We start from the raw sequence: 21,246 nt of genomic DNA on the forward strand, positions 1-21,246 counted from the left end.
GCTAACGGCATTATTTTAATCGTTACGTCTTTCTAATAAATCTTCTTGTCTTAACTTTCGAAAAACATTGGCCAAAGTTAGCACATCTTTTTCGCAATATTTTACAATTCTAGGCAAGTCTTTTTCTATATAATAAATAGAAGAAACCATAGAACCATCTATATCATCTTTAGGCGTAGGAACACCGAAAAGATGTGCCATTAATTCTAAAGAAATAAAACTTTTCCAATCGCCAAATTTCCACAATTCCATGGTGTCCAAATGTGGAATTTCCCAAGGTTTTTTTCCAAACATTTGGAAAGGTGCTGGAGGTTGCATCCCATTAATCAGAAATCTTCTCGCAATCCACGGGAAATCAAACTCCTTTCCGTTATGCCCACACAAAATCACGTTTTGCAATTTCGGACGATTGAAAATTTCTCCAAATTCTTTTAATAATTCCTCTTCATTATCTCCAGCAAAACTTCTGATGAGAAGTTTGTCATTTTTATCATAAATCCCAATAGAAATGCAAATAATCTTTCCAAACTCTGCCATTACACCTGCTTTTTCTTGGTAGAAATCTTCAGCAGAAATGTCTTCATTTCGTTGTCTTTGCGTTTTTTTATCCCAAAGTTTTTGTTCTGTTTCAGAGAGTTCTGCGAAATTACTCACCTGCGGAACGGTTTCTATATCCAGAAAAAGAACTTTTTCTATCGGAATGTTTTTAATCATTTGGGTTGGTTTTAGTTTTTTTAAATTTTCAAGATTGAGAAGCAATTAAATCTTCCACTTCTTTTTTCTGTTCAGTGTATTTGGTTTGCAATTCAGAACCTTCGCCCATTCTTTTGTAATATTCTAAAGCTTTAGCACCAAACTGTTTGATATAAAAAGCAGAAAGTACTGGAACTTGAGGGAAAGTTTTATGAAAAAGCATTTCGTAATATGCCTGAAATTCTCTTTCATTTTTGTCTTCTACTAAAGAATTTGGGTCTTTTTGACGAACATGTAGCATTTCGTGAGCTACCATATTCAGCACCAAATCTAGATTAAAATCAAACAAATTTCTAGGAATTTTCACTGTTTGTGGTTCTCCTAATTCTCCTTCTGCAGTTAATAGAAGTCCATTTGTTTCTAATTCTTCTCTGAAATCAAAGCCTGCAAAATTCTCGTGTTCTAGGTCAAAATTTCTGATGAGAAAACGCGCAGCATCTAAAATCTGGTCATTTTCTTTATAAGCGTCTAGATGAAAATTTATTTGCTCTAAATTCATATTAAGACGAAATTATGAAATTTAATCCAAATCATCAAACTCTATATTCACTTCTAATTTTTCTGCCAACAGTTTTGAAACTTTTAACTTTAATGGCTCGATATCAATGTTTTGCATCGCATCATTGGCGAAAGCATACAATAACAAAGCTTGTGCTTCTTTTTTTGATATTCCTCTTGCTCTTAGGTAAAACAATGCATCATCATTCAATTGCCCAACTGTACAACCGTGAGAACATTTTACATCATCTGCAAAAATTTCTAATTGAGGTTTGGTGTCAATGGTTGCGCCTTCATTTAACAAAATATTGTTGTTTTGTTGATACGCATTGGTTTTTTGGGCGATTTTATCTACAAAGACTTTCCCGTTGAAAACTCCATGTGCTTTATCTTTGAAAACCCCTTTGTAATTTTGGTAAGATTCACAATTCGGTTGATTGTGATGAACCGCCGTGTGATGATCTACCAATTGTTCTCCACCAATAATCGTTATTCCGTTCATAAACGAATTGATATTCTCGCCGTTATGAATAAAATCTAAATTATTTCTCACCAATTTTCCACCGAAACTGAAGGTGTTTACCGTTGCTAAAGAATCTCTTTCTTGTTTCGCAAAAGTGTGGTCTACCAAATACGAAGTATCAGAGTCATTTTGTAATTTATGCCAATCTGCTTTTGCATTTTTGCCTACAAAAATTTCGGTTACCGAGTTGGTAAAGACAAAAGTTTCATCAAAATTATGATGAGATTCTATCACTTCTACTTTGGCACTCTCTTCTACAACTAACAAATTTCTGGTGTTGTAAAACGTGTTTTCATCCTGATTTTGAGACAGATAAAAAACATGAATTGGTTTTTCTATCACCACGTTTTTTGGAACGTGAAGAAAAAAACCATTTTCATGAAGCGCTTCATTCAAATTACAAAAAGCTAAATCTTGATTTGAAATGGTATTAAAATGATTTTTAATAATTTCTGAATATGATTCATGAGAAATTGCAAAATTTAATGTTAAAAACTCAACATTTTCTACAGAAATATTAGATAATTCTTTGTGCAACTTTCCATTAACGAAAACAATAAAATCGAAATGTTCTTCGCCAAGGTGAAGCTCATCTAATTGTTTTTTGCTGATAGAATGATGTTCTGAAGGAGAAAAATTATACGTTTTTTCTATAATTTCCTTCAGGTTAGTATATTTATATTCTTCGTCTTTTTTGGTAGGGAAACCTTTGCTTAAGAATTGTTCTAAAGCAATCGATTTTTCACCTGAAAGTGAAGATTTTTTTTCTAAAATTTGTTCAAATAATGACATAAACTTTATGTTTGATTTGGTTTGATTTGGTTTGAAGGGTTTGATTTGGTCTGAACTATTTCAAATTATATCAAATTCTCGAACTATATCAAACTATTTAACAAGCCAATCGTACCCTTTTTCTTCTAATTCTAAAGCTAGAGATTTGTCACCAGTTTTGATGATTTTTCCGTCTGCCAAAACGTGCACAAAATCTGGCTGTATATAATTTAAAAGTCTTTGATAATGCGTAATTAGAAGCACTGCATTTCCTTCATTTTTAAATGCATTTACCCCATCTGCTACTATTCTTAGAGCATCGATGTCTAGACCAGAATCTGTTTCGTCTAGGATGGCCAATTTAGGATTAAGCATCATCATTTGGAAAATTTCATTTCTTTTTTTCTCACCTCCAGAAAAACCTTCGTTCAGAGAACGAGAAAGGAAATCTTTTTTAATCCCCAAAAGTTCAGATTTTTCACGTACTAAAGCCAACATTTCTTTTGCAGGCATATCTTCTAGTCCGTTGGCTTTTCTGGTTTCGTTCAGCGCAGCTTTGATGAAGTTGGTCACTGTAACTCCAGGAATTTCAACAGGATACTGAAAAGAAAGAAAAATACCTTTGTGCGCTCTTTCTTCTGGAGCATCTTCTATGATATCTTCTCCTTCGAAAAGAATTTCGCCATCGGTTACTTCGTAATCTTCTTTCCCTGCAATTACTGAAGAAAGCGTAGATTTACCAGCACCGTTTGGTCCCATAATCGCGTGAACTTCTCCTGGTTTTATTTCTAAATTGATTCCTTTCAGAATTTCTACGCCGTCTTCTATTCTGGCGTGTAAGTTGTTAATTTTAAGCATTTTATCTTAAATATTTATTTCTTTTATTCTTAGATTTTCTTTGTCACAATTATAATGATGATTACCTAAATATTGCATTCCCAAATATTCTGCAGAAAGTCTGAAAGGTAAATAAAAATCATATTCTAACTCATCATCATGAGTATTAGAAACCACAAACATCTTTTTTCCTCTTAGTCTTCTTCCCCAATCTTTTTCAATTCTGATTAAATCTGAAAATCTATCAAAAAAAACTTTCATCACGCCACTCATGGTGTACCAATAAACTGGCGTTGAGAAAATTAAGGTGTCATATTTTTCAATTATATTTTTTACTAAAGGTAAAAAATCATCATCCTTATTTTTACTATCGTAGTCGTAATATGATATTTGATAATCGTTAAGATTTACTATATCAAAATTCATTTTTTCTGAAATCATCTTAGAAATTCTCGCTGTATTTCCTAGATTTCTAGAAGAACCAACTATGATTACGGCATTATTATCCATTATCCTACACTTCCTTCTAACGAAATTTCTAATAACTTTTGCGCTTCAATGGCAAATTCCATTGGTAGTTTATTCAAAACTTCTTTACTGAACCCGTTTACAATGAGAGCAATTGCCTTTTCTGTATCAATTCCTCTTTGGTTGCAATAGAAAATTTGGTCTTCACCAATTTTAGAAGTGGTAGCTTCGTGTTCTAACTGTGCTGTAGGGTCTTTAATTTCGATATAAGGAAAAGTATGCGCTCCACATTCGTTCCCCATTAATAAACTGTCGCATTGTGAGAAGTTTCTAGCTCCTTTGGCTGAAGGCATTACCTTTACCAAACCTCTATATGAATTATTAGATTTTCCTGCAGAAATGCCTTTAGAAATAATGGTAGATTTGGTGTTTTTACCAATGTGAATCATCTTCGTGCCAGTATCTGCATATTGATGATTGTTGGTCACCGCGATAGAATAAAATTCACCAACAGAATTATCTCCTTTCAAAATACAAGAAGGGTATTTCCAAGTAACGGCAGAGCCTGTCTCTACCTGAGTCCAAGAAATTTTAGCATTTTTTTCGCATAAACCTCTTTTTGTTACGAAGTTATAAACCCCACCTTTTCCATTCTCATCTCCTGGAAACCAGTTTTGTACGGTAGAATATTTTATTTCGGCATCATCCATTGCAATCAATTCTACCACTGCGGCGTGCAATTGGTTTTCGTCTCTTGCAGGTGCGGTGCAACCTTCTAGATAACTTACATAACTGCCCTCATCAGCAATCACCAAAGTTCTCTCGAACTGGCCGGTTCCCGCTTGGTTGATACGAAAATATGTAGAAAGTTCCATCGGACATTTCACCCCTTTTGGAATGTAACAAAAACTTCCGTCTGAGAAAACAGCAGAATTGAGTGCTGCATAAAAATTATCACCTCTCGGAACTACTTTTCCGATGTATTTTTGAACTAAATCTGGATGATTTTTAATGGCTTCAGAAATAGAGCAAAAAATGATGCCTTTCTCTTTCAATGTTTCTTGAAATGTGGTTTTCACAGAAACAGAATCCATTACGATATCTACTGCTACTCCAGCCAAACGTTTTTGCTCTTCGATATTGATTCCTAATTTTGCAAAAGTCTTCAATAATTCTGGATCTACTTCATCTAAACTTGCCAATTCTGGTTTTACTTTCGGAGCAGCATAATATTTTATTGCTTGAAAATCAGGTTTTTCGTATTGAATATTTGCCCAATCTGGCTCTTCCATTTTTTGCCAAATTCGGAAAGATTCTAGACGCCAATTGGTCATCCATTCTGGTTCTTCTTTTTTAGCAGAAATCATACGCACAATTTCCTCATTCAGTCCTGTTGGGAAATCTTCGTATTCAATATCAGTATAAAAACCAGCTTCGTATTCTTTGGTTTTGAGGTCTTCCCTCAGGTCATCTTCGGTATATTTCGCCATAATTTATAAACTAAAAGATTCTCCGCAACCGCAAGTTCTTGCAGCATTAGGATTGTTAAAAACGAAACCTTTTCCATTCAAACCACCTGAAAATTCTAGCGTGGTTCCTACAAGGTACAAGAAAGACTTTTTATCTACTACAATCTTTACCCCGTTGTCTTCAAAAACTTGGTCAGCTTCTGTTTTTTCTTTATCAAATTTTAAAACATACTCTAGTCCAGAACAACCGCCACTTTTCACTCCTACTCTGATATAATCAGTTTCAGGATTGAAGCCGTCTTCTTTCATTAATTGAGATGCTTTTTCTCTTGCTAAGTCTGTTACTTTAATCATTATTTTTATTTAGAATGATTTTGAATTGCAAATTTACAAACTTATTGATGTAAAAAAAAATTGAAGCTATCTATTGTTTTCATTTTTGAATAAGAATATCTTAATATATACCATCTATTTATTAAAAACACATAAAAAATAATAAAATTGATGAATTATAAAAAATTCCAATTTAACTTTGTTGCGAATATTAAATCAAAGAAAAAATTTAAAATGAAAAAAAAATTAGCAATCACCTTATTTTTAATTGCAATATCTCAATTTTACTTTGCACAAACCACCCGTTTCATCTATCAAGTAAGCATGAAATCTGACTCTACTGACAAAACCAATGTAACTACAGAAAATGCCAGACTAGACATTTCACCAGAAAAATCATTGTTTTATGGCGAAGGAAGGATAAAAAGAGATTCTATCATCCAAAGAATGCGAGAAACTAGAAATTTTGATAGAAATACTATGCAAAATCTCAGAACAAGCATAGATTATATTGTGGAAAAGGATTTGGTAAAAAACATCACTTATTTTAAAACTAGATTAGGAAGAGACCAATACACCTATGAAGAAGACCGCAAAATGGATTGGAAAATTCTTCCAGAAACGGTGAAAATCGGTGAATATGAAACCCAAAAAGCAGAAACTTTTTTTGCAGGAAGAAAATGGTATGCATGGTTTACTCAAGACATTCCTTTTCAAGATGGACCCTATAAATTCAAAGGTTTGCCTGGTCTTATTATAAAGTTAGAAGACGAAAAAGGTGATTATTCTTTTGATTTACAGCAGTCTAAGAAGATTACAGAATTTCCAAACTTTGATAATAGGTTTGGCAATCCTATCAAAGTAAAAAGAACAGATTTTGAAAAACAAGAAAAAATTTATAGAAAAGATCCCGTAACTTTTGTTACTAATTCTTTTACACAAGGAGGCGGACCAACTCCACCACAAAGTATGGGCGGAGGTAATAGACCTGGTGGCGGTGGTTTTCGTATGGACCCAGATTTTAGAAAACAAATGGAAGACCGTCTAAAAGAAGAAGTTGCTAAAAACAATAACCCGATAGAAATTTTATCTAAATAAATTTTTATAATTTTGCACAATCAATGGCAAAAAAACTCCAAATATTGGTTATGATTTTTTGTTTAGGAATTTTCATTTTTCCTAAACAAAATTTCTTTTCTGCCAATGAAAAATCAGATTGTTGTAAAACTGAAAAAAGCTGTTGTGACAAATCTGAAAAAAAACCTTGCCACAGTAATGAAAATGAAAAAAAATCTTGCGAAGGAAATTGTGCAAGTTGTTATTCTTGTGGTTCTACAGTAGTTTTTAACCTAGAAAACAAAAATATTTCTGAGGACGCAATTCATATAGAATTTTATTCACCTAAAGTAGAAAATCTCTACTTACAACCTCACCTTTCTTCTCTTTTCAATTCTATTTGGCAACCGCCAAAAATAGGTTAATTATTTTTTGATAGCCATAAGTGTGTTCTAAAACCACTTATTTTTTCATGAAATTATAACTTAACTTATTAAAAATGAAATCATTATATAAAACTTTGCTGTTTATAGCAATAGTGTTTTCCTCTATCATTTACGCACAACAAACCCAATTAGAAGCCAAAGTAAACGGTGCCTGTGGAATGTGCAAAGACAGAATTGAAAAAATCTCAAAAAAATATGGTGCTTCTATTGCAGAATGGGACGCAGAAACACTCATTCTAAAACTAGAATTTGACCAAAGTAAAACTTCTTTAGACCAAATTTTGAAAAAAATTGCAGAAGTTGGTCACGACAACGAAAAATATAAGACTACACAAGAAGTTTACGACAAACTTCCTGCTTGTTGCCATTATGACAGAACCGTAACTTTCGATAAAAAAGAAGAAAAAAGAACTTCTGAAGAAATGAAAATGGATACGAATTCTACAAAAAAAGAAGAACATAACCATTCTGAAGTTATAGACAAAGCGATACAAGAAGTAAAATTAACCAAAGTACAAGACGCAACCGCAATTAACGGAAAATCAGCAGATTTAACGTATAACATTGGCAAGAAAGAACTTTTAAAAGCTGCTTGCTGTAATTTATCTGAAAGTTTTGAAACCAATGCAACGGTTGATGTAAGTTTTTCTAACGCAGTTACAGGCACTAAACAATTAAAAATGTTGGGTTTAGACCAAAAGTACACTGCTTTAACAAAAGAACTTTTGCCAGAAATTAGAGGTTTAGCTTCTGCTTACGGACTCAATTTTATTCCCGGACGTTGGATTTCTGGAATTCAATTGACCAAAGGTGGTAGCACTGTGGTGAATGGTTATGAAAGCATCACTGGACAAATCAATACAGAATTTGTAAAATTCAATAAAAATCCTGAAAACACAATCAATCTTTTTGCAGATTTCAATGGAAGATATGAGACAAATTTCACCTCTACTTCGAAACTATCTGAGCATTGGAGCAATAGCATTTTGCTTCACGGAAATGTAACGGCTGGTGAAATGGATAGCAATAATGATGGTTTTCTAGACAGGCCAAAAGGCAACCAAATCAATGCGGCTTATTTATTGGATTTCAATGATTTAGAAAACTCAGGCTTCGGCTCGCATTTCGGGATTCAATATTTGCTGGACAAAAGAATTGCTGGGCAAATTGGCTTTGATGACAAACTTCCACAATCTTCACAAAACAAATATGGCGTAAATATAGACATTAATCGTTTTCAAGTTTGGAATAAGACCGGTTACATTTTCAAAGGAAAACCTTATCAAAGCATTGGCTTGATGAATCAATTGACCTATCACAAACAAAACAGTTTTTTTGGTTACAGAAATTATTTTGGAGAACAGAAAACCTTCTATTCTAATTTAATTTTCGAAAGCATTATAGGAAATACCAATAATAAATATAAAATTGGAGGAAGTTTATTGTACGATGATTACAACGAAGATTATTTAACTCTAAACTACAAAAGAACAGAAAAAGTTCCTGGTGTTTTTGCAGAATATACTTTAACAGGAACAAAATTTACTTTGGTAGCTGGCTCAAGGCTCGATTTTCATAATTTGGCAGGAACTCAATTTTTACCTAGAATTAATTTCAAATACGATTTTTCTCCGAAAACCATCGTAAGAATTTCTGCTGGTAAAGGCTTCAGAACCGCCAATATTTTTGCCGAAAGTCAACAGTTTTTTGCTTCGAACAGAACTTTAGAAGTTACTGATAATCAAGGGAAAATCTACGGATTAAAACCAGAAATCGCTTGGAATTACGGCATAAGTCTTCAACAAGAATTTAAACTTTTCGGGAAAAAAGCCAGTTGGGTTACAGATTTTTTCAGAACAGATTTCCAAAACCAAGTTTTGGCAGATTTAGAAAATCCTCAGAAAATCGTTTTTTATAACTTCAACGGAAAATCTTATGCCAATTCACTACAAACGCAATTAGATTTCAGCCCTGCTAAAAATCTGGATTTGAGATTGGCTTATAAATATTATGATGTGAAAGCTGATTTTCAAGGTGGAAGAAAACAAGTTCCTTTTATGGCAAAAAACAGAGCATTTTTTAATGCAGCTTATTCTACAAAAAAAGAAGGAAAGGACAATTTTTGGAGCTTTGATACCACTTTGCAATTTGTAGGAAAACAGAGAATTCCTGACACAAAATCTAATCCACAGAATTTACAATTACCAGAATTTTCTGAATCTTATCTGACTCTAAATGCACAAGTTGCATATCAATTCAATAAACATATTCGAGCTTACATTGGTGGCGAAAATCTGACTGGATTTCAACAAACTAACCCAATTATTGAAGCGCAAAATCCTTTCGGAAATTATTTTGATGGAGGAATGGTATATGCGCCAATAATGCCCGCGAATTTATACGTTGGTTTAGATGTGAATTTTTAAACGCCTTTTTCTGTAAAAGAAAAATGAGTATCTTAGTAGAAACTAATTTTTATGAAAAAGTTGCTTATTACCATTCTAGCAATTGGCTGTATTTACTTAATTTACAAGCAATTTAATGTTCAAAGTCTGAACAAAGAGAATTCAGAAAATATGCCTAGCAAAAGCCCTAATGAAAAGATTAAAAACAACACAAAAATGCCAACAAAAGAAGATTTTGACAAAATTTTAGAAGAAAAAGGGCTGTCTGCTTGTTATTCTTTTGATGCTTTAGAACAGGAAAATCAATCGAAAATAGCATCTAAAAAAGATATTTTATCAGCATTTGAAGAAGGTGTAGATGCGCTTTTCATCAAAAATGAACAAAATAAGAATGCTGATAATTTGGTCTCTGGAATCTTAGAAAGTCCATCTGATTTTGGATTGCCAAACAACCCAAGTGTAGAAGACATTAAGAAAACAATTGCAAAAGGCTTAAAAGAAGATAAAAATCTAACAATTACTCTTTTACCAGAAAAAACAGCAGAAAACAGTGGAATTTTTCCTCCTGAAGAAGGAGAAAGCGTAAATGATTTTTGGATTTGGTACGTTAAAGCGCCCAATTATTTCCCGGGTCCGATTTGGATTTTGGTAAAAAGAGATGGCACAATGCCTGCTTATCACTACGGAAAAATGTAAAGCACTTGATTTTTTTTAATAAATATTTAAAAACCAACCATCAAAACCTTAAGAAATGAAAAAAACAATCTCTCTTTTATTGCTTTTTATTTCAGTGCTATTTTATTCACAAGTTATAGAAAAAAATTATACATTCAGGACAAAAGAAGAAGTAAAATCTTTTTCAGAAGATGTAATGAATTCATTTTCTAAAAAAGATTTCAAAAATGCTTATGCAATTCTTAGGATGAAATGGATTTTGCCAGAAAATGAACTAGACCAATTGGAAGGACTTACCATGAAACAAATGAATATGGTAACTTCAAGATACGGTGAGATTGTTGGATATGAATTTTATAAAGATTTAGCAATAAATGAAACCTTACTCCGTAAAATTTACATTTTAAAATTTGAAAATAGCCCCATAATATTCTCATTTACCTATTATAATAGTGGTAAAGGTTGGATACTTAATGGCTTCAAATACAGCGATGAAGCAGATATACTACAATTTTAAAAATCTCAAAGTTTTTACTTTTTATCCCTCTCAAAATCTAGACTCACAGAATTCATACAATAGCGCATTCCGGTGGGTTCTGGCCCGTCATTGAAAACGTGACCAAGATGAGAATCACAGCGCTTGCACAAAACTTCAATTCGTTCCATACCGTGTGAAGAATCTCTTTTGTAAGAAACTCCTTCTTTGTCTGCTTCAAAAAAACTTGGCCAACCGCAAGTAGAAGCAAATTTAGATGAACTTCTAAACAGATGATTGCCACAAACGGCACAATAATACTCGCCAATTTCATCAAAATCATTGTATTTGCCAGTAAAAGGTCTTTCTGTATCTGCTTCTCTGGCTACGTAATACAAATCTGTAGGCAAGATTTTTTTCCATTCAGAATTAGAAACACTTAGTTTGGTTTTATCTGTTCTAGAATAGTATGGATTGTTTTTTGTAGTGTTTTCCATAGATTTTGGTTTTTGAACTTGAGAACAAAATTGCAAGGATATTAAACTCAAAAATAAAATAAGATTTTTCATTAAAATATATTCAATTTTCTTTGTAAAAATAGAAATAAAACTAAAGATGCAATTTGTATCTTTATAAAAATTTTCAATTCTAATTATTGAAAAATGAATGATGAACTAAAAAAGAAACAACTCCGAAACCACAAATTACTGGCTACAGGGCTTTTTGTCTTGATGGCGGTTATCTTTATAGCCACCACCATTTTAGAAAAAAGAAATCCTGCGCATTGGTTGGGCTACATCAGAGCTTTTTCTGAAGCGGCGATGGTAGGCGCTTTGGCAGATTGGTTTGCCGTTACCGCGCTTTTTCATCATCCATTGGGATTAAAAATTCCGCATACTAATTTAATTGAGAAATCTAAAGAAAAAATTGGGGATAATCTCGGTAGTTTTGTAGTTTCTAATTTTCTTTCTCCACAAAACATTAGACCTTATATTCAAAAACTTAAAGTTTCAAATTTTCTGGGAGATTGGCTCGAAAAAGAGAAAAATGCTGAAGCTTTGGTCGATAATTTATCTGAAATTATTTTAGATATCGTCAAAAAATTAGAAAATGATGCGGTAGTAAAATTCATTGGAAACAAAGCCAAAGAAATGTCTAATGATTTGAAAATCAATGAAATTTTAGGAAACGGAATTGAATACATTTTACAGAAAAACGACCATCAAAAATTGATTACCCATCTTTCTTCTCAGATAAAAAACTATGTTTTAGAAAACCACAAAATGGTAAGTGACCGAGTTAAAAAAGAAAGTTACCGGTTGATTCCGAGTTTTGTAGATGAAAAAATTGCCGAAAAAATTACTTCTGGACTTTCTAGTTATTTCGAAGAAGTAGAAAATGACCCCAATCATTCTCTGAGAAAAGAAATCACTTTGAAAATTCTAGATTTTTCTAAAGATTTAAAAGAAAATCCTAAGTATGAAGCTGAATTTAATGCCCTAAAAGATGATTTTTTACAACCCGAAAAAGTGCAACAATACGCGCAAGATATTTGGAATTCTTTGAAAAAAACTTTGATAGAAGAGCTTTCATTAGAAGAATCTTCATTAAAAAATTATGTGAGAAAAAACTTGGCAGAATTCTCCGAAAATCTAAGCACAGACGAGAAACTTCAGCACAAAATAGACCATTGGATAAGAGTTACAGCCTACAAATATATTCTGAGAAACACCAATAAATTTGGGGAACTAATCTCTGAAACGGTAGGCAACTGGCAAGGAAAAGAACTGAGCCAAAAACTAGAATTGGAAGTGGGCAAAGACCTGCAATACATTAGAATAAACGGAACTTTGGTCGGTGGTTTAGTGGGATTGTTGATTTATATCTTAGGACATTTTTTCTTGTAATTTTATAAAACCTATAAAAGCCAAAACCATGAAACACTTTCTAAAAATTTGTTTTTTAATTCTTTTTCAAATTTTTTTTGGTCAAAAATCCAAAGTTGATCTTAAAATTGATCAAAAAATAGATTCCCTAAAGGAAAACAGAGTAGAAAATTTGGTTGTATTTTCTCAAAATTGTGTTGGTTGTTTCCCAAAAATAATGTTAAAAGATAAATGTAATTCTAATGAAACTCAATATTTATTTTGGAAAAAAGACTTGGTTTCTTATCAACAAAAATTCGATGAATGTATTGATTATAAAGCTATTAAATTAGAAAACTCTAAATTAGTTGATCTCATTACAACTAATTACAAACAAATAAAATCAGAAGAAATAAGACCTATAGAATACAAAAAAGGAAAACATACAATTCGCCAAGTTGTAGATCATTATAGCTATAATATTTTAAAATTCATTTATAAAGATGATTCTTTTCAAAAACAAATAATTGATTACCAATTAGAAACAAAAATGATTGATAATAAAACACCAAACCAGAATTATCTTTACAACCAAAAAACCATTCTAAAAAAAGTTTTGGATTTGGTGAAAAAGGAAACCTATTAATTTATAGTATTGCGCATTGGATTTAGAAATGAAAAAATTAAATATTTTTAATTTTTAAATTCTTCAAGAATAATTTTTCAAATTTTTTTTTCTTTAAATACAAATCTACATTTGCGAAAATTGAAAAAAACAATGTGAAAAAGAAAACCAAAATCATGGGATTAATTTCGCCGCTATTATTAAATGTAGAAAAAACTACAAATAATGCTAACAAAGCAATTATTAAAAAGATAATTGACATTAATTTAATCCAATAATATCCAAATTTAATGGGCTTAATTTCATAATCGACTTCTGTCTTATCTTCAAATTTTTTAAAATCTCCACGAATTATATAAGGCATAGATTTTATATTTGAATTTTTACTAATAGCAAATTCATTCTTTGAAACAAATCCATAAAAAGGTTTTTCAGAAAAATTAATAGTGAAAAAAATCAATAAATTTCCTTTGTAAGAAGGAGTTCCTTCAACGGTAAGTTCATTTAATGTTTTATGAAATTCTTCAAAATTTAATTCAGAAATCATTTTTATGGTTTTTTCAAATTTAAGAAAAAGATTGCTTAACGTCTCTGCATTCCGTTAGCAATGACGGTGTACAAAAATCTTTGGACTTCTGACTTCAAACTTTTGAATCTAAAATCTTCTGATTAATTTGGTTAATCAAATCTGGACCTTCATAAATAAAACCGGTGTAAATTTGAATTAAACTTGCACCAGCATTCAGTTTTTCTAAAGCATCTTCTGCAGAGTGAATTCCGCCAACACCGATGATTGGGAAAGCTTTTCCGCTTTTTTCAGAAACATACTTAATCATTGCTGTACTGCGTTCTCTGATGGGTTTTCCGCTCAATCCGCCATTTCCTATTTTTTCTAAAATTTCTGGCGAAGTTTTTAATCCTTCTCTGTTCACTGAAGTATTAGAAAATATTACGCCATCTATTTTGGTTTCGGCTACCAATTCTATAATTTCGTCTAGTTGGCCATGATTGAGGTCTGGAGCAATTTTCAATAAAATTGGTTTTTGCTTTTCCTTAGTATTATTGATTTTTTGAACTTCAGTAATCAGTTCTTTCAGGTAATCTACATCTTCTAATTTGGCGTGACTGCTCACGTTTGGGCAACTTACATTCAATGCAAAATAGTCTACATAATTGTGCAGTCCTTCAAAACATTTTAGATAATCTTCGGTGTAATTTTCTGGCAAAGTGTCTGTATTTTTACCAATGTTACCTCCTATGATTACTTTTCCTTTGTTTTGCTTAAGTTTCTGAATAGCAGCTTCTAAACCCTCATTATTAAATCCCATTCTATTGATAATTGCGCTGTCATCTATCAATCTGAACAATCTTTTTTTAGGATTACCTGCTTGAGCTCTTGGGGTAACGGTTCCTATTTCTACAAAACCGAAACCTAAATCTGCCATTTCATTAAAAAAAGAAGCATTTTTATCAAAACCTGCTGCTAAACCTACTGGATTTTTGAATTTCAAACCAAAAACTTCTCTTTCTAAACGCGGGTCTTGTATCGGTTTTTTGAAAAATAGTTTAAATAAAAACGGGAAATTTTTCAACATCCAAACTGTAAAATGATGCACTTTTTCAGGATCAAATTGGAAGAAAATAGGACGAATAATAGACTTGTACATAAAATAGTTTTAGCGCTGCAAAGTTACAAAATTATCATCAGAGACAAACCCAACAATTTAATTCTAAAAAAATCTTAAAATTTGTTAAAATATGTTAAAATATGGCATAGATTTTTCATTTCTTCTATTACCAAATCACATTAATTATTATGAAAAATTTTTCTTCATTTTGTTTCCTATTTGGAAGCATTTTTTTATTAAGTCAATACATCAATCCAAAGATTAAATTGGAACAAAAATGGGATTCTGCAAAAGTTTTTAAAGGCCAAATTGCAGGCGCATCTATTACTATGCGGCTAGAATACTTACAATATTCTGGCTGGCACGACAAGATATTTTCTGTAAAAGGATGGTATTATTATGACCGAATTAAGAAAAAAATTCCTTTGATGGGTTTTTATAACGGCGAGCTCATGCTCTACAATTTTAAAAAAGAAGAAGATTATAAAAAAATTATGACCGCAGACACTTTTTGTTGGATGCAGCCTTGCCCAGAATATTCTAATTATAATGAATTCATCAAAATCACACAAGATTCTTTAAAAATTCAAAAAGGATTTTTGACTAAAAATCACAAAAAATATCCTATTAAATTATTCACAGATGACTTAGACATCTCCCCAAGAAATGAAATACTCTATCTTCCTAATGGAAAAAAATACAACCTAAGAGAATTACTAGATGAATATGGCGGTAATAAGATTGTATCTACCTACATTGGCGAAAAAGAAAATAGAATTATGCTCTATTATGAAAGAGATTCTAATTTTAACCATCAGGGATATTGCGGAGCAGATGTACCAGAAACAGGTTATAGATTGCTCACTTTTAACAAAAATTGGGTGGTCAAAAAATTCCAAGTTTACTCTACTAATAGCTGTCTTATAAAAACATTTCTCAACAAAGAATACAAAACAAAGTATGATTACATTAAAGCTTACTACGTTACATATCTTGACAATAGTTTAAACTTAATTATTGTCAACTTAAAAAACTCTACTTTTGGTAGTTCTCTTGTAAAGAAAAATGTTGATTCATTTTAAATTGGGGCTTTCTTTGGTAAGATAATTAGAAAAATCATTCTTTTTCACTATTTTTGCACATTAAATCAAGAATTTATGGCAAAGCAGGAAGATCTTTTTAAAAACGTGGTTTCTCACGCAAAAGAATATGGTTTTATTTTCCCTAGTTCCGAAATCTACGATGGACTTTCGGCGGTATATGATTATGGACAAAACGGTGCAGAACTGAAAAATAACATTAAGCAGTATTGGTGGAAAGCGATGGTACAGCTTAACGAAAATATCGTGGGATTAGACGCTGCTATTCTGATGCACCCAACCACTTGGAAGGCTTCTGGACACGTAGATGCGTTTAATGACCCTTTGATTGACAATAAAGATTCTAAAAAAAGATTCAGAGCGGATGTCTTAATTGAAGATTTCTGCGCGAAACTAGAAGATAAAGCGCAAAAAGAAATTGATAAGGCTGCCAAAAGATTCGGAGATGCTTTTGATAAAGAACAATTTGTAGCAACCAATCCAAAAGTAAAAGAATATTACGAAAGAAAAGAGGCGATTCTAAGCAGAATGGCAAAATCCCTAGAAACCGAAAATCTAGCAGATGTAAAAGCACTAATAGAAGAATTAGAAATTGCTGATCCTGATACTGGTTCTAGAAACTGGACAGATGTGAGACAATTCAACCTGATGTTTGGGACAAAATTGGGTGCTTCTGCTGAAAATGCAATGGATCTTTACCTGAGACCAGAAACGGCGCAAGGTATTTTTGTGAATTTCTTAAACGTACAAAAAACATCTAGACATAAACTTCCTTTCGGGATTGCCCAAATAGGGAAAGCTTTTAGAAATGAGATTGTTGCAAGACAGTTTATTTTCAGAATGAGAGAATTTGAACAAATGGAAATGCAATTCTTTGTACCACCAGGCACAGAACTAGATTTCTACGAAAACTGGAAGCAAAAACGTTTGAACTGGCATTTAGCACTTGGTTTAGGACAAGAAAATTATCGTTTCCACGACCACGAAAAACTAGCGCATTATGCTAACGCTGCTGCAGATATAGAATTCAAATTCCCATTTGGTTTTAAAGAACTAGAAGGAATACACTCTAGAACAGATTTTGACTTAGGAGCTCACGAAAAATATTCAGGTAGAAAATTACAGTATTTCGATCCTGAAAGAAATGAGACCTACGTTCCGTATGTGGTAGAAACATCTATTGGTCTAGACAGAATGTTCTTGGCTTTATTCTCTCACTGCTTAAGAAACGAAGTTTTAGAAGATGGTTCAGAAAGAGTAGTTTTGGCGCTTCCACCTGCACTAGCTCCAGTAAAGGCAGCAATTTTACCTTTGGTAAAAAAAGATGGATTACCAGAATTAGCAGAAAAAATCTTCAATGACTTGAAATATGATTTCAATATTATTTCTGAAGAAAAAGACAGCATTGGTAAACGTTACAGAAGACAAGATGCTATAGGAACTCCGTTCTGTATCACTGTAGATCACGATTCTCTAGCTGATGGAACAGTTACACTAAGAGAAAGAGACACCATGAAACAAGAAAGAGTAAAAATAGAAGATTTAAGAAAAATCATCGACGATAAAGTAAACTTTAGAACTCTACTTTCTAAAATTTAATACGACATAATATCTGAGTAAAAGCAAAACCCACGAAAAATTTCGTGGGTTTTTAAAAATAATTTAGTTTACAAAAAAATTAGAATTTCATTCCGATACCGAACCCGATTAATAATGGGTCTATATTAACTTCCGCAGGAATAGAACCATTCACTTCCACATCAGTTTTTAAAAATACTTTTTTAACATCCAAGTTTAAGAAATACTTGTCAGACAAGAAATAATCTACACCTCCTTGTAATGCAAATCCTACTTTATTATCATAGCTTATGTCATTAAACTGGCCTGGTTTCGCATTATAAAAAATAGTGTAATTAAGACCTGCTCCTAGATAAGGCTTCAAAGTTTTTGTAGGATAAAAATGATACTGTAAAGTTAAAGTTGGAGGCAATAACCATACACTTCCTAAGTTTGCCGCACCATTAGAAAACTCTACATCATGCTTTGTTGTTCCTAAAATTAATTCTGCTGCTACATTTTTATTAAAGAAATACGTAAAGTCTAATTCAGGGATAAATGAGTTAGAAATATTAACATCACTTTTTACACCTGCTACTGTAGATTTTTCATTGGGTTGAACGCTCACTCCTCTTAATCTAATTTGCCAATTTTGTGCATTTAAAGAAAGAGCAAATAATAAACTTCCAAAAAATAATAATTTTTTCATAAGGTTTGTATTTTTGTTTAACTCTGCCAAGATATGTTTTTAAAACATTAGACCCAATATGATTTAATTCACTGATAATTGTCAGTTTTCGATTAAATTATACGCAAAAGAAAAAAGTAGTATTTTTGATAAAATTGTAATTTATGAAAACCCTAAAGAAATTTTTTTCAAGTTTTTTTATCTTTCTTGCATTGTTAATTGTCTTGGCCTATGCCTTTCATTATGAGCATTTATTCAATGCCATTAGACTTACTTATCTAAAAGGCGAAACCAGTGCTACCATAGATGATGGCGTAGATTTTCCTTCAAGAAATATTGACAACAAAACGCCACAACCTTGGCAAAAAGACAGTCTTTACAACAAGACCATTTTGCCTAAAAATATAGTTGAGAACTTAAAAACGACCCATTCTGCTTCATTTTTGGTCATTAAAAAAGGTAAATTATTGCACGAAGAATATTTCGGTGAGTACAATGCTAAAAGTAAAACTAATTCTTTTTCTATGGCAAAAGCCTTCACCGTAATGCTCATGGGCGCTGCTATAAAAGATAAATTAATACAATCTGAAAACGAACTCTATTCTGACTTTTTTCCTCAGTTTGAAAATGACGAATTAGGAAAATCACTCACGCTTCGCGATTTAGCAACTATGGAAGCTGGCTACTATTGGGACGAAAACTATAAAAATCCTTTCTTGCAAAATCCTAGAATTTATTACGGAAAAAATATGGCAGAAGCGCTTCTCTACCCAAAATTTGAAGCCAAACCAGGCACCAGATTCGAGTACCAAAGCGGAGCTACTCAATTGCTAGGTTTTGCCATCAGAAAAGCTGTGAAAGTACCCCTTTCTTTCTATGCTTCAGAGAAATTTTGGAAACCTCTAGGTATGGAATCTTCTGCCTATTGGAATACCGATGAACCCGGAATGGAAAAAACTTTTTGCTGTATTAATGCCATTGCAAGAGATTACGCCAAACTCGGACAATTGCTTTTACAACAAGGCAACTGGAACGGAAAACAAATCATCGACAGTTCTTATGTCAAAAAAATGATTACTCCTACCCAACTTTCTGGCGGAATTTACGGAATGGGAATTTGGGTAAATCAAGATGCGCCTTACCCGTATTATCATTTTTGGGGTTTTACCAGTCAATTGATTATTGTAATTCCTGAAAAAAATATGGTGATTGTAAGAACCGGAAAATTCAACCATGAAGCAAAAGATGAAAAAGGCAGGTCTGCACAAGCTGCTTTTTTAGCAGAAAACAGTGTGAAAACTTTTGCCAATTAAAGCAATAGAAGAAATTATTCTAAAAATAGATTATAATTCCGTAATTTTGAACCATTCTAAACAATATTTAGAGTGGTTTTTAATTTTTAAGAAAGAGTATTTATGTTTGATATAAAAGAAATTCGCAGTCAGTTTCCTATTCTTAATCAGCAAGTTAATGGCAAACCATTAATTTATTTAGACAATGCAGCTTCCTCCCAAAAACCAATTTCGGTATTAGAAACTTGGCAAAAATACTATGAAGAAATCAATGCTAATGTACATAGAGGAATTCACACCTTATCTCAATTGGCGACAGAAGAAATGGAGAATTCTAGAAAAAAAGTTCAACATTTCATCAATGCAAAACACGATTATGAAGTCATTTTTACACGTGGAACTACCGAAGGAATTAATCTGATTGCCTATTCTTTGGGAAACTCTAATTTCATTAAAAAAGATGATGAAATCATTATTTCATACCTAGAACATCACTCTAATATTGTGCCTTGGCAGATGCTTTGCGAGAGAACTGGCGCAAAGTTAAAGGTCATTCCTATAGATGAAAACGGAATTTTGCAACTGGATTTTCTTGACCAAAATCTTTCAGAAAAAACCAAAATAGTTTCTGTAAATCAAGTTTCTAACGCTTTAGGTGTTATTAATCCTATTGAAGAAATTATTGCTAAAGTTAGAAAACTTTCTTCTGCCTTAATGGTTGTAGACGGTGCGCAATCTGTACCTCACTTTGAGATTGATGTTCAAAAATTAGATTGTGACTTTTTTGTTTTTTCTGGGCACAAAATGTATGCACCAATGGGCGTAGGAATTCTCTACGGAAAAGAAGAAATTTTAGAAAAAATGCAACCCTTCCACGGTGGTGGAGAGATGATTGCTACGTGCAGTTTTGATAAAACTACCTATGCCGGTTTACCCTTTAAATTTGAAGCTGGCACGCCTAATGTAGGTGGAAATATCGCTCTAGGTGCTGCGGTAAATTTTATGAAAAAAGTAGGTGTACAAAACATTAGAAACCACGAAAATACGCTTTTAGAATACGCACAGAAAAAACTTCTAGAAATAGACGGACTGAAAATCTATGGCGAAAAAGCCAAAAGAGCGGGTGTAGTTTCTTTTAATCTAGAAGGTGTAGGTATTGCTTCGGATGTAGGAATGATTTTAGACAAACTAGGAATTGCGGTGAGAACTGGGCATCATTGTACCCAGCCGATTATGGATTTTTTCAATGTAGCTGGTACGGTGAGAGCTAGTTTTGCGGTTTTCAATACGCTAGAAGAAATAGACGCTCTGGCAGAAGGCGTAAAAAAAGCCCAAAGAATGCTGATGTAATTTTTAGAAAAATTCTCTTGATATAAATGGCCAACCCTGAAAATTAATTTTCAGGGTTTTCTATTAGTTCACCAACTTTTTTTTCTTGTTGCTGTTTTTCTTTTTCAGATTTATCTTTGGCAGATTGCTCTTCTAGTTTCTTTTCTTTTTCTGTTTTTTTCTTAGCTTCTTCTAGTTTCTTTTTCGCCTCCGCTATTTTTTGTTCTGTGGTTTTTGCAGAATCTTTTTTTGTCTTTTTAATTGAATCTTTTTTAGCATTTTCTATTTTAGCGTTGATGGCGTCAAAAGAAGCTTTGCCAACCACAGAATCTATTACAGTGGTGTCTATGGGCGTATTGTCTTCTTTGTAATACATGGCTTCCTCTTGCGAAATATCTTTTTTACAAGAAGCTAATGAAACTAAAATTAATACGTAAAAAAACTTCTTCATTT

At 32.3% G+C, this 21,246-nt stretch carries 23 protein-coding genes; 11 read left to right on the top strand and 12 right to left on the bottom strand.

What is annotated here, in order from left to right; genetic code table 11:
* Positions 1-15: 15 nt before the first annotated feature.
* The 7 genes from IEW40_RS05615 to IEW40_RS05645 form a co-directional block, all read right to left on the bottom strand.
* On the bottom strand, positions 16-714 hold the full coding sequence (locus IEW40_RS05615; protein ID WP_188617097.1) for a 3'-5' exonuclease: 699 nt from the start codon (positions 712-714) through the stop codon (positions 16-18).
* Between the two features lie 28 nt (positions 715-742).
* Positions 743-1,252, bottom strand: a complete 510-nt coding sequence (locus tag IEW40_RS05620; protein ID WP_188617098.1) for a hypothetical protein — start codon at positions 1,250-1,252, stop codon at positions 743-745.
* A 21-nt stretch (positions 1,253-1,273) separates the two neighbouring features.
* Positions 1,274-2,566 carry a Fe-S cluster assembly protein SufD gene (gene sufD / locus IEW40_RS05625; protein WP_188617099.1) on the bottom strand — a complete coding sequence of 431 codons (1,293 nt, stop codon included), beginning with the start codon at positions 2,564-2,566 and terminating at the stop codon, positions 1,274-1,276.
* Positions 2,567-2,659: 93 nt separating this feature from the next.
* Positions 2,660-3,403: a Fe-S cluster assembly ATPase SufC gene (sufC, locus tag IEW40_RS05630; RefSeq protein ID WP_188617100.1), complete on the bottom strand. Its 744-nt coding sequence runs from the start codon at positions 3,401-3,403 to the stop codon at positions 2,660-2,662.
* Between the two features lie 6 nt (positions 3,404-3,409).
* Positions 3,410-3,892: a flavodoxin family protein gene (locus IEW40_RS05635; protein ID WP_188617101.1), complete on the bottom strand. Its 483-nt coding sequence runs from the start codon at positions 3,890-3,892 to the stop codon at positions 3,410-3,412.
* Positions 3,892-5,340 carry a Fe-S cluster assembly protein SufB gene (gene sufB, locus IEW40_RS05640; RefSeq protein ID WP_188617102.1) on the bottom strand — a complete coding sequence of 483 codons (1,449 nt, stop codon included), beginning with the start codon at positions 5,338-5,340 and terminating at the stop codon, positions 3,892-3,894. Before sufB ends, IEW40_RS05635 begins: the two co-directional genes overlap by 1 nt.
* A 3-nt stretch (positions 5,341-5,343) precedes the next feature.
* Entirely contained in the window at positions 5,344-5,673 is a 330-nt protein-coding gene (locus tag IEW40_RS05645) for a HesB/IscA family protein (RefSeq protein ID WP_188617103.1), read from the bottom strand.
* A gap of 213 nt (positions 5,674-5,886) precedes the next feature.
* On the opposite strand from IEW40_RS05645, the gene IEW40_RS05650 reads away from it, so the two are divergent.
* From IEW40_RS05650 to IEW40_RS05670, 5 genes are all read left to right on the top strand, one after another.
* Positions 5,887-6,750 (top strand): GLPGLI family protein, encoded by an 864-nt coding sequence (locus IEW40_RS05650; protein WP_188617104.1) that lies wholly within the window; start codon positions 5,887-5,889, stop codon positions 6,748-6,750.
* Between the two features lie 50 nt (positions 6,751-6,800).
* On the top strand, positions 6,801-7,133 hold the full coding sequence (locus IEW40_RS05655; RefSeq protein WP_188617105.1) for a hypothetical protein: 333 nt from the start codon (positions 6,801-6,803) through the stop codon (positions 7,131-7,133).
* Positions 7,134-7,207: 74 nt separating this feature from the next.
* Positions 7,208-9,580 carry a TonB-dependent receptor domain-containing protein gene (locus IEW40_RS05660; protein ID WP_188617106.1) on the top strand — a complete coding sequence of 791 codons (2,373 nt, stop codon included), beginning with the start codon at positions 7,208-7,210 and terminating at the stop codon, positions 9,578-9,580.
* Between the two features lie 51 nt (positions 9,581-9,631).
* Positions 9,632-10,255, top strand: coding sequence for a hypothetical protein (locus IEW40_RS05665; RefSeq protein ID WP_188617107.1), 624 nt, complete (start codon positions 9,632-9,634; stop codon positions 10,253-10,255).
* A gap of 55 nt (positions 10,256-10,310) precedes the next feature.
* Positions 10,311-10,751 (top strand): hypothetical protein, encoded by a 441-nt coding sequence (locus IEW40_RS05670; protein WP_188617108.1) that lies wholly within the window; start codon positions 10,311-10,313, stop codon positions 10,749-10,751.
* A 14-nt stretch (positions 10,752-10,765) separates the two neighbouring features.
* Here the strand turns inward: IEW40_RS05670 and msrB are convergent, their stop codons facing one another.
* On the bottom strand, positions 10,766-11,278 hold the full coding sequence (gene msrB, locus IEW40_RS05675) for a peptide-methionine (R)-S-oxide reductase MsrB (protein WP_188617109.1): 513 nt from the start codon (positions 11,276-11,278) through the stop codon (positions 10,766-10,768).
* A gap of 93 nt (positions 11,279-11,371) precedes the next feature.
* On the opposite strand from msrB, the gene IEW40_RS05680 reads away from it, so the two are divergent.
* Positions 11,372-12,616, top strand: coding sequence for a DUF445 domain-containing protein (locus IEW40_RS05680; RefSeq protein ID WP_188617110.1), 1,245 nt, complete (start codon positions 11,372-11,374; stop codon positions 12,614-12,616).
* A gap of 196 nt (positions 12,617-12,812) precedes the next feature.
* Positions 12,813-13,220 carry a hypothetical protein gene (locus IEW40_RS05685; protein WP_188617111.1) on the top strand — a complete coding sequence of 136 codons (408 nt, stop codon included), beginning with the start codon at positions 12,813-12,815 and terminating at the stop codon, positions 13,218-13,220.
* Positions 13,221-13,257: 37 nt separating this feature from the next.
* On the opposite strand, the gene IEW40_RS05690 is transcribed toward IEW40_RS05685, so the two are convergent.
* Complete coding sequence (locus tag IEW40_RS05690) at positions 13,258-13,659, bottom strand: hypothetical protein (RefSeq protein ID WP_188617112.1); 402 nt, start codon at positions 13,657-13,659, stop codon at positions 13,258-13,260.
* 181 nt (positions 13,660-13,840) lie between these two features.
* Positions 13,841-14,866 carry a quinone-dependent dihydroorotate dehydrogenase gene (locus IEW40_RS05695; RefSeq protein ID WP_188617113.1) on the bottom strand — a complete coding sequence of 342 codons (1,026 nt, stop codon included), beginning with the start codon at positions 14,864-14,866 and terminating at the stop codon, positions 13,841-13,843.
* A 149-nt stretch (positions 14,867-15,015) separates the two neighbouring features.
* Here IEW40_RS05695 and IEW40_RS05700 point away from each other — a divergent pair, with 149 nt between their 5' ends.
* Positions 15,016-15,909, top strand: a complete 894-nt coding sequence (locus IEW40_RS05700) for a hypothetical protein (RefSeq protein WP_188617114.1) — start codon at positions 15,016-15,018, stop codon at positions 15,907-15,909.
* Between the two features lie 75 nt (positions 15,910-15,984).
* On the top strand, positions 15,985-17,526 hold the full coding sequence (locus IEW40_RS05705; RefSeq protein ID WP_188617115.1) for a glycine--tRNA ligase: 1,542 nt from the start codon (positions 15,985-15,987) through the stop codon (positions 17,524-17,526).
* A 79-nt stretch (positions 17,527-17,605) separates the two neighbouring features.
* Here IEW40_RS05705 and IEW40_RS05710 read toward each other — a convergent pair whose 3' ends face one another.
* A complete protein-coding gene (locus IEW40_RS05710) occupies positions 17,606-18,193 on the bottom strand; it encodes an OmpW/AlkL family protein (RefSeq protein ID WP_188617116.1) in 588 nt (195 codons plus the stop codon).
* A 143-nt stretch (positions 18,194-18,336) separates the two neighbouring features.
* Between IEW40_RS05710 and IEW40_RS05715 the strand changes: the two genes are divergently transcribed.
* Positions 18,337-19,485, top strand: coding sequence for a serine hydrolase domain-containing protein (locus IEW40_RS05715; RefSeq protein WP_188617117.1), 1,149 nt, complete (start codon positions 18,337-18,339; stop codon positions 19,483-19,485).
* A 102-nt stretch (positions 19,486-19,587) separates the two neighbouring features.
* Positions 19,588-20,814 (top strand): aminotransferase class V-fold PLP-dependent enzyme, encoded by a 1,227-nt coding sequence (locus tag IEW40_RS05720; protein ID WP_188617118.1) that lies wholly within the window; start codon positions 19,588-19,590, stop codon positions 20,812-20,814.
* 43 nt (positions 20,815-20,857) lie between these two features.
* Here the strand turns inward: IEW40_RS05720 and IEW40_RS05725 are convergent, their stop codons facing one another.
* A complete protein-coding gene (locus tag IEW40_RS05725) occupies positions 20,858-21,244 on the bottom strand; it encodes a hypothetical protein (RefSeq protein WP_188617119.1) in 387 nt (128 codons plus the stop codon).
* Positions 21,245-21,246: the final 2 nt, after the last annotated feature.

It is taken from the genome of Cloacibacterium rupense, from assembly GCF_014645495.1.
GTDB classification, from domain to species: Bacteria; Bacteroidota; Bacteroidia; order Flavobacteriales; family Weeksellaceae; genus Cloacibacterium; species Cloacibacterium rupense.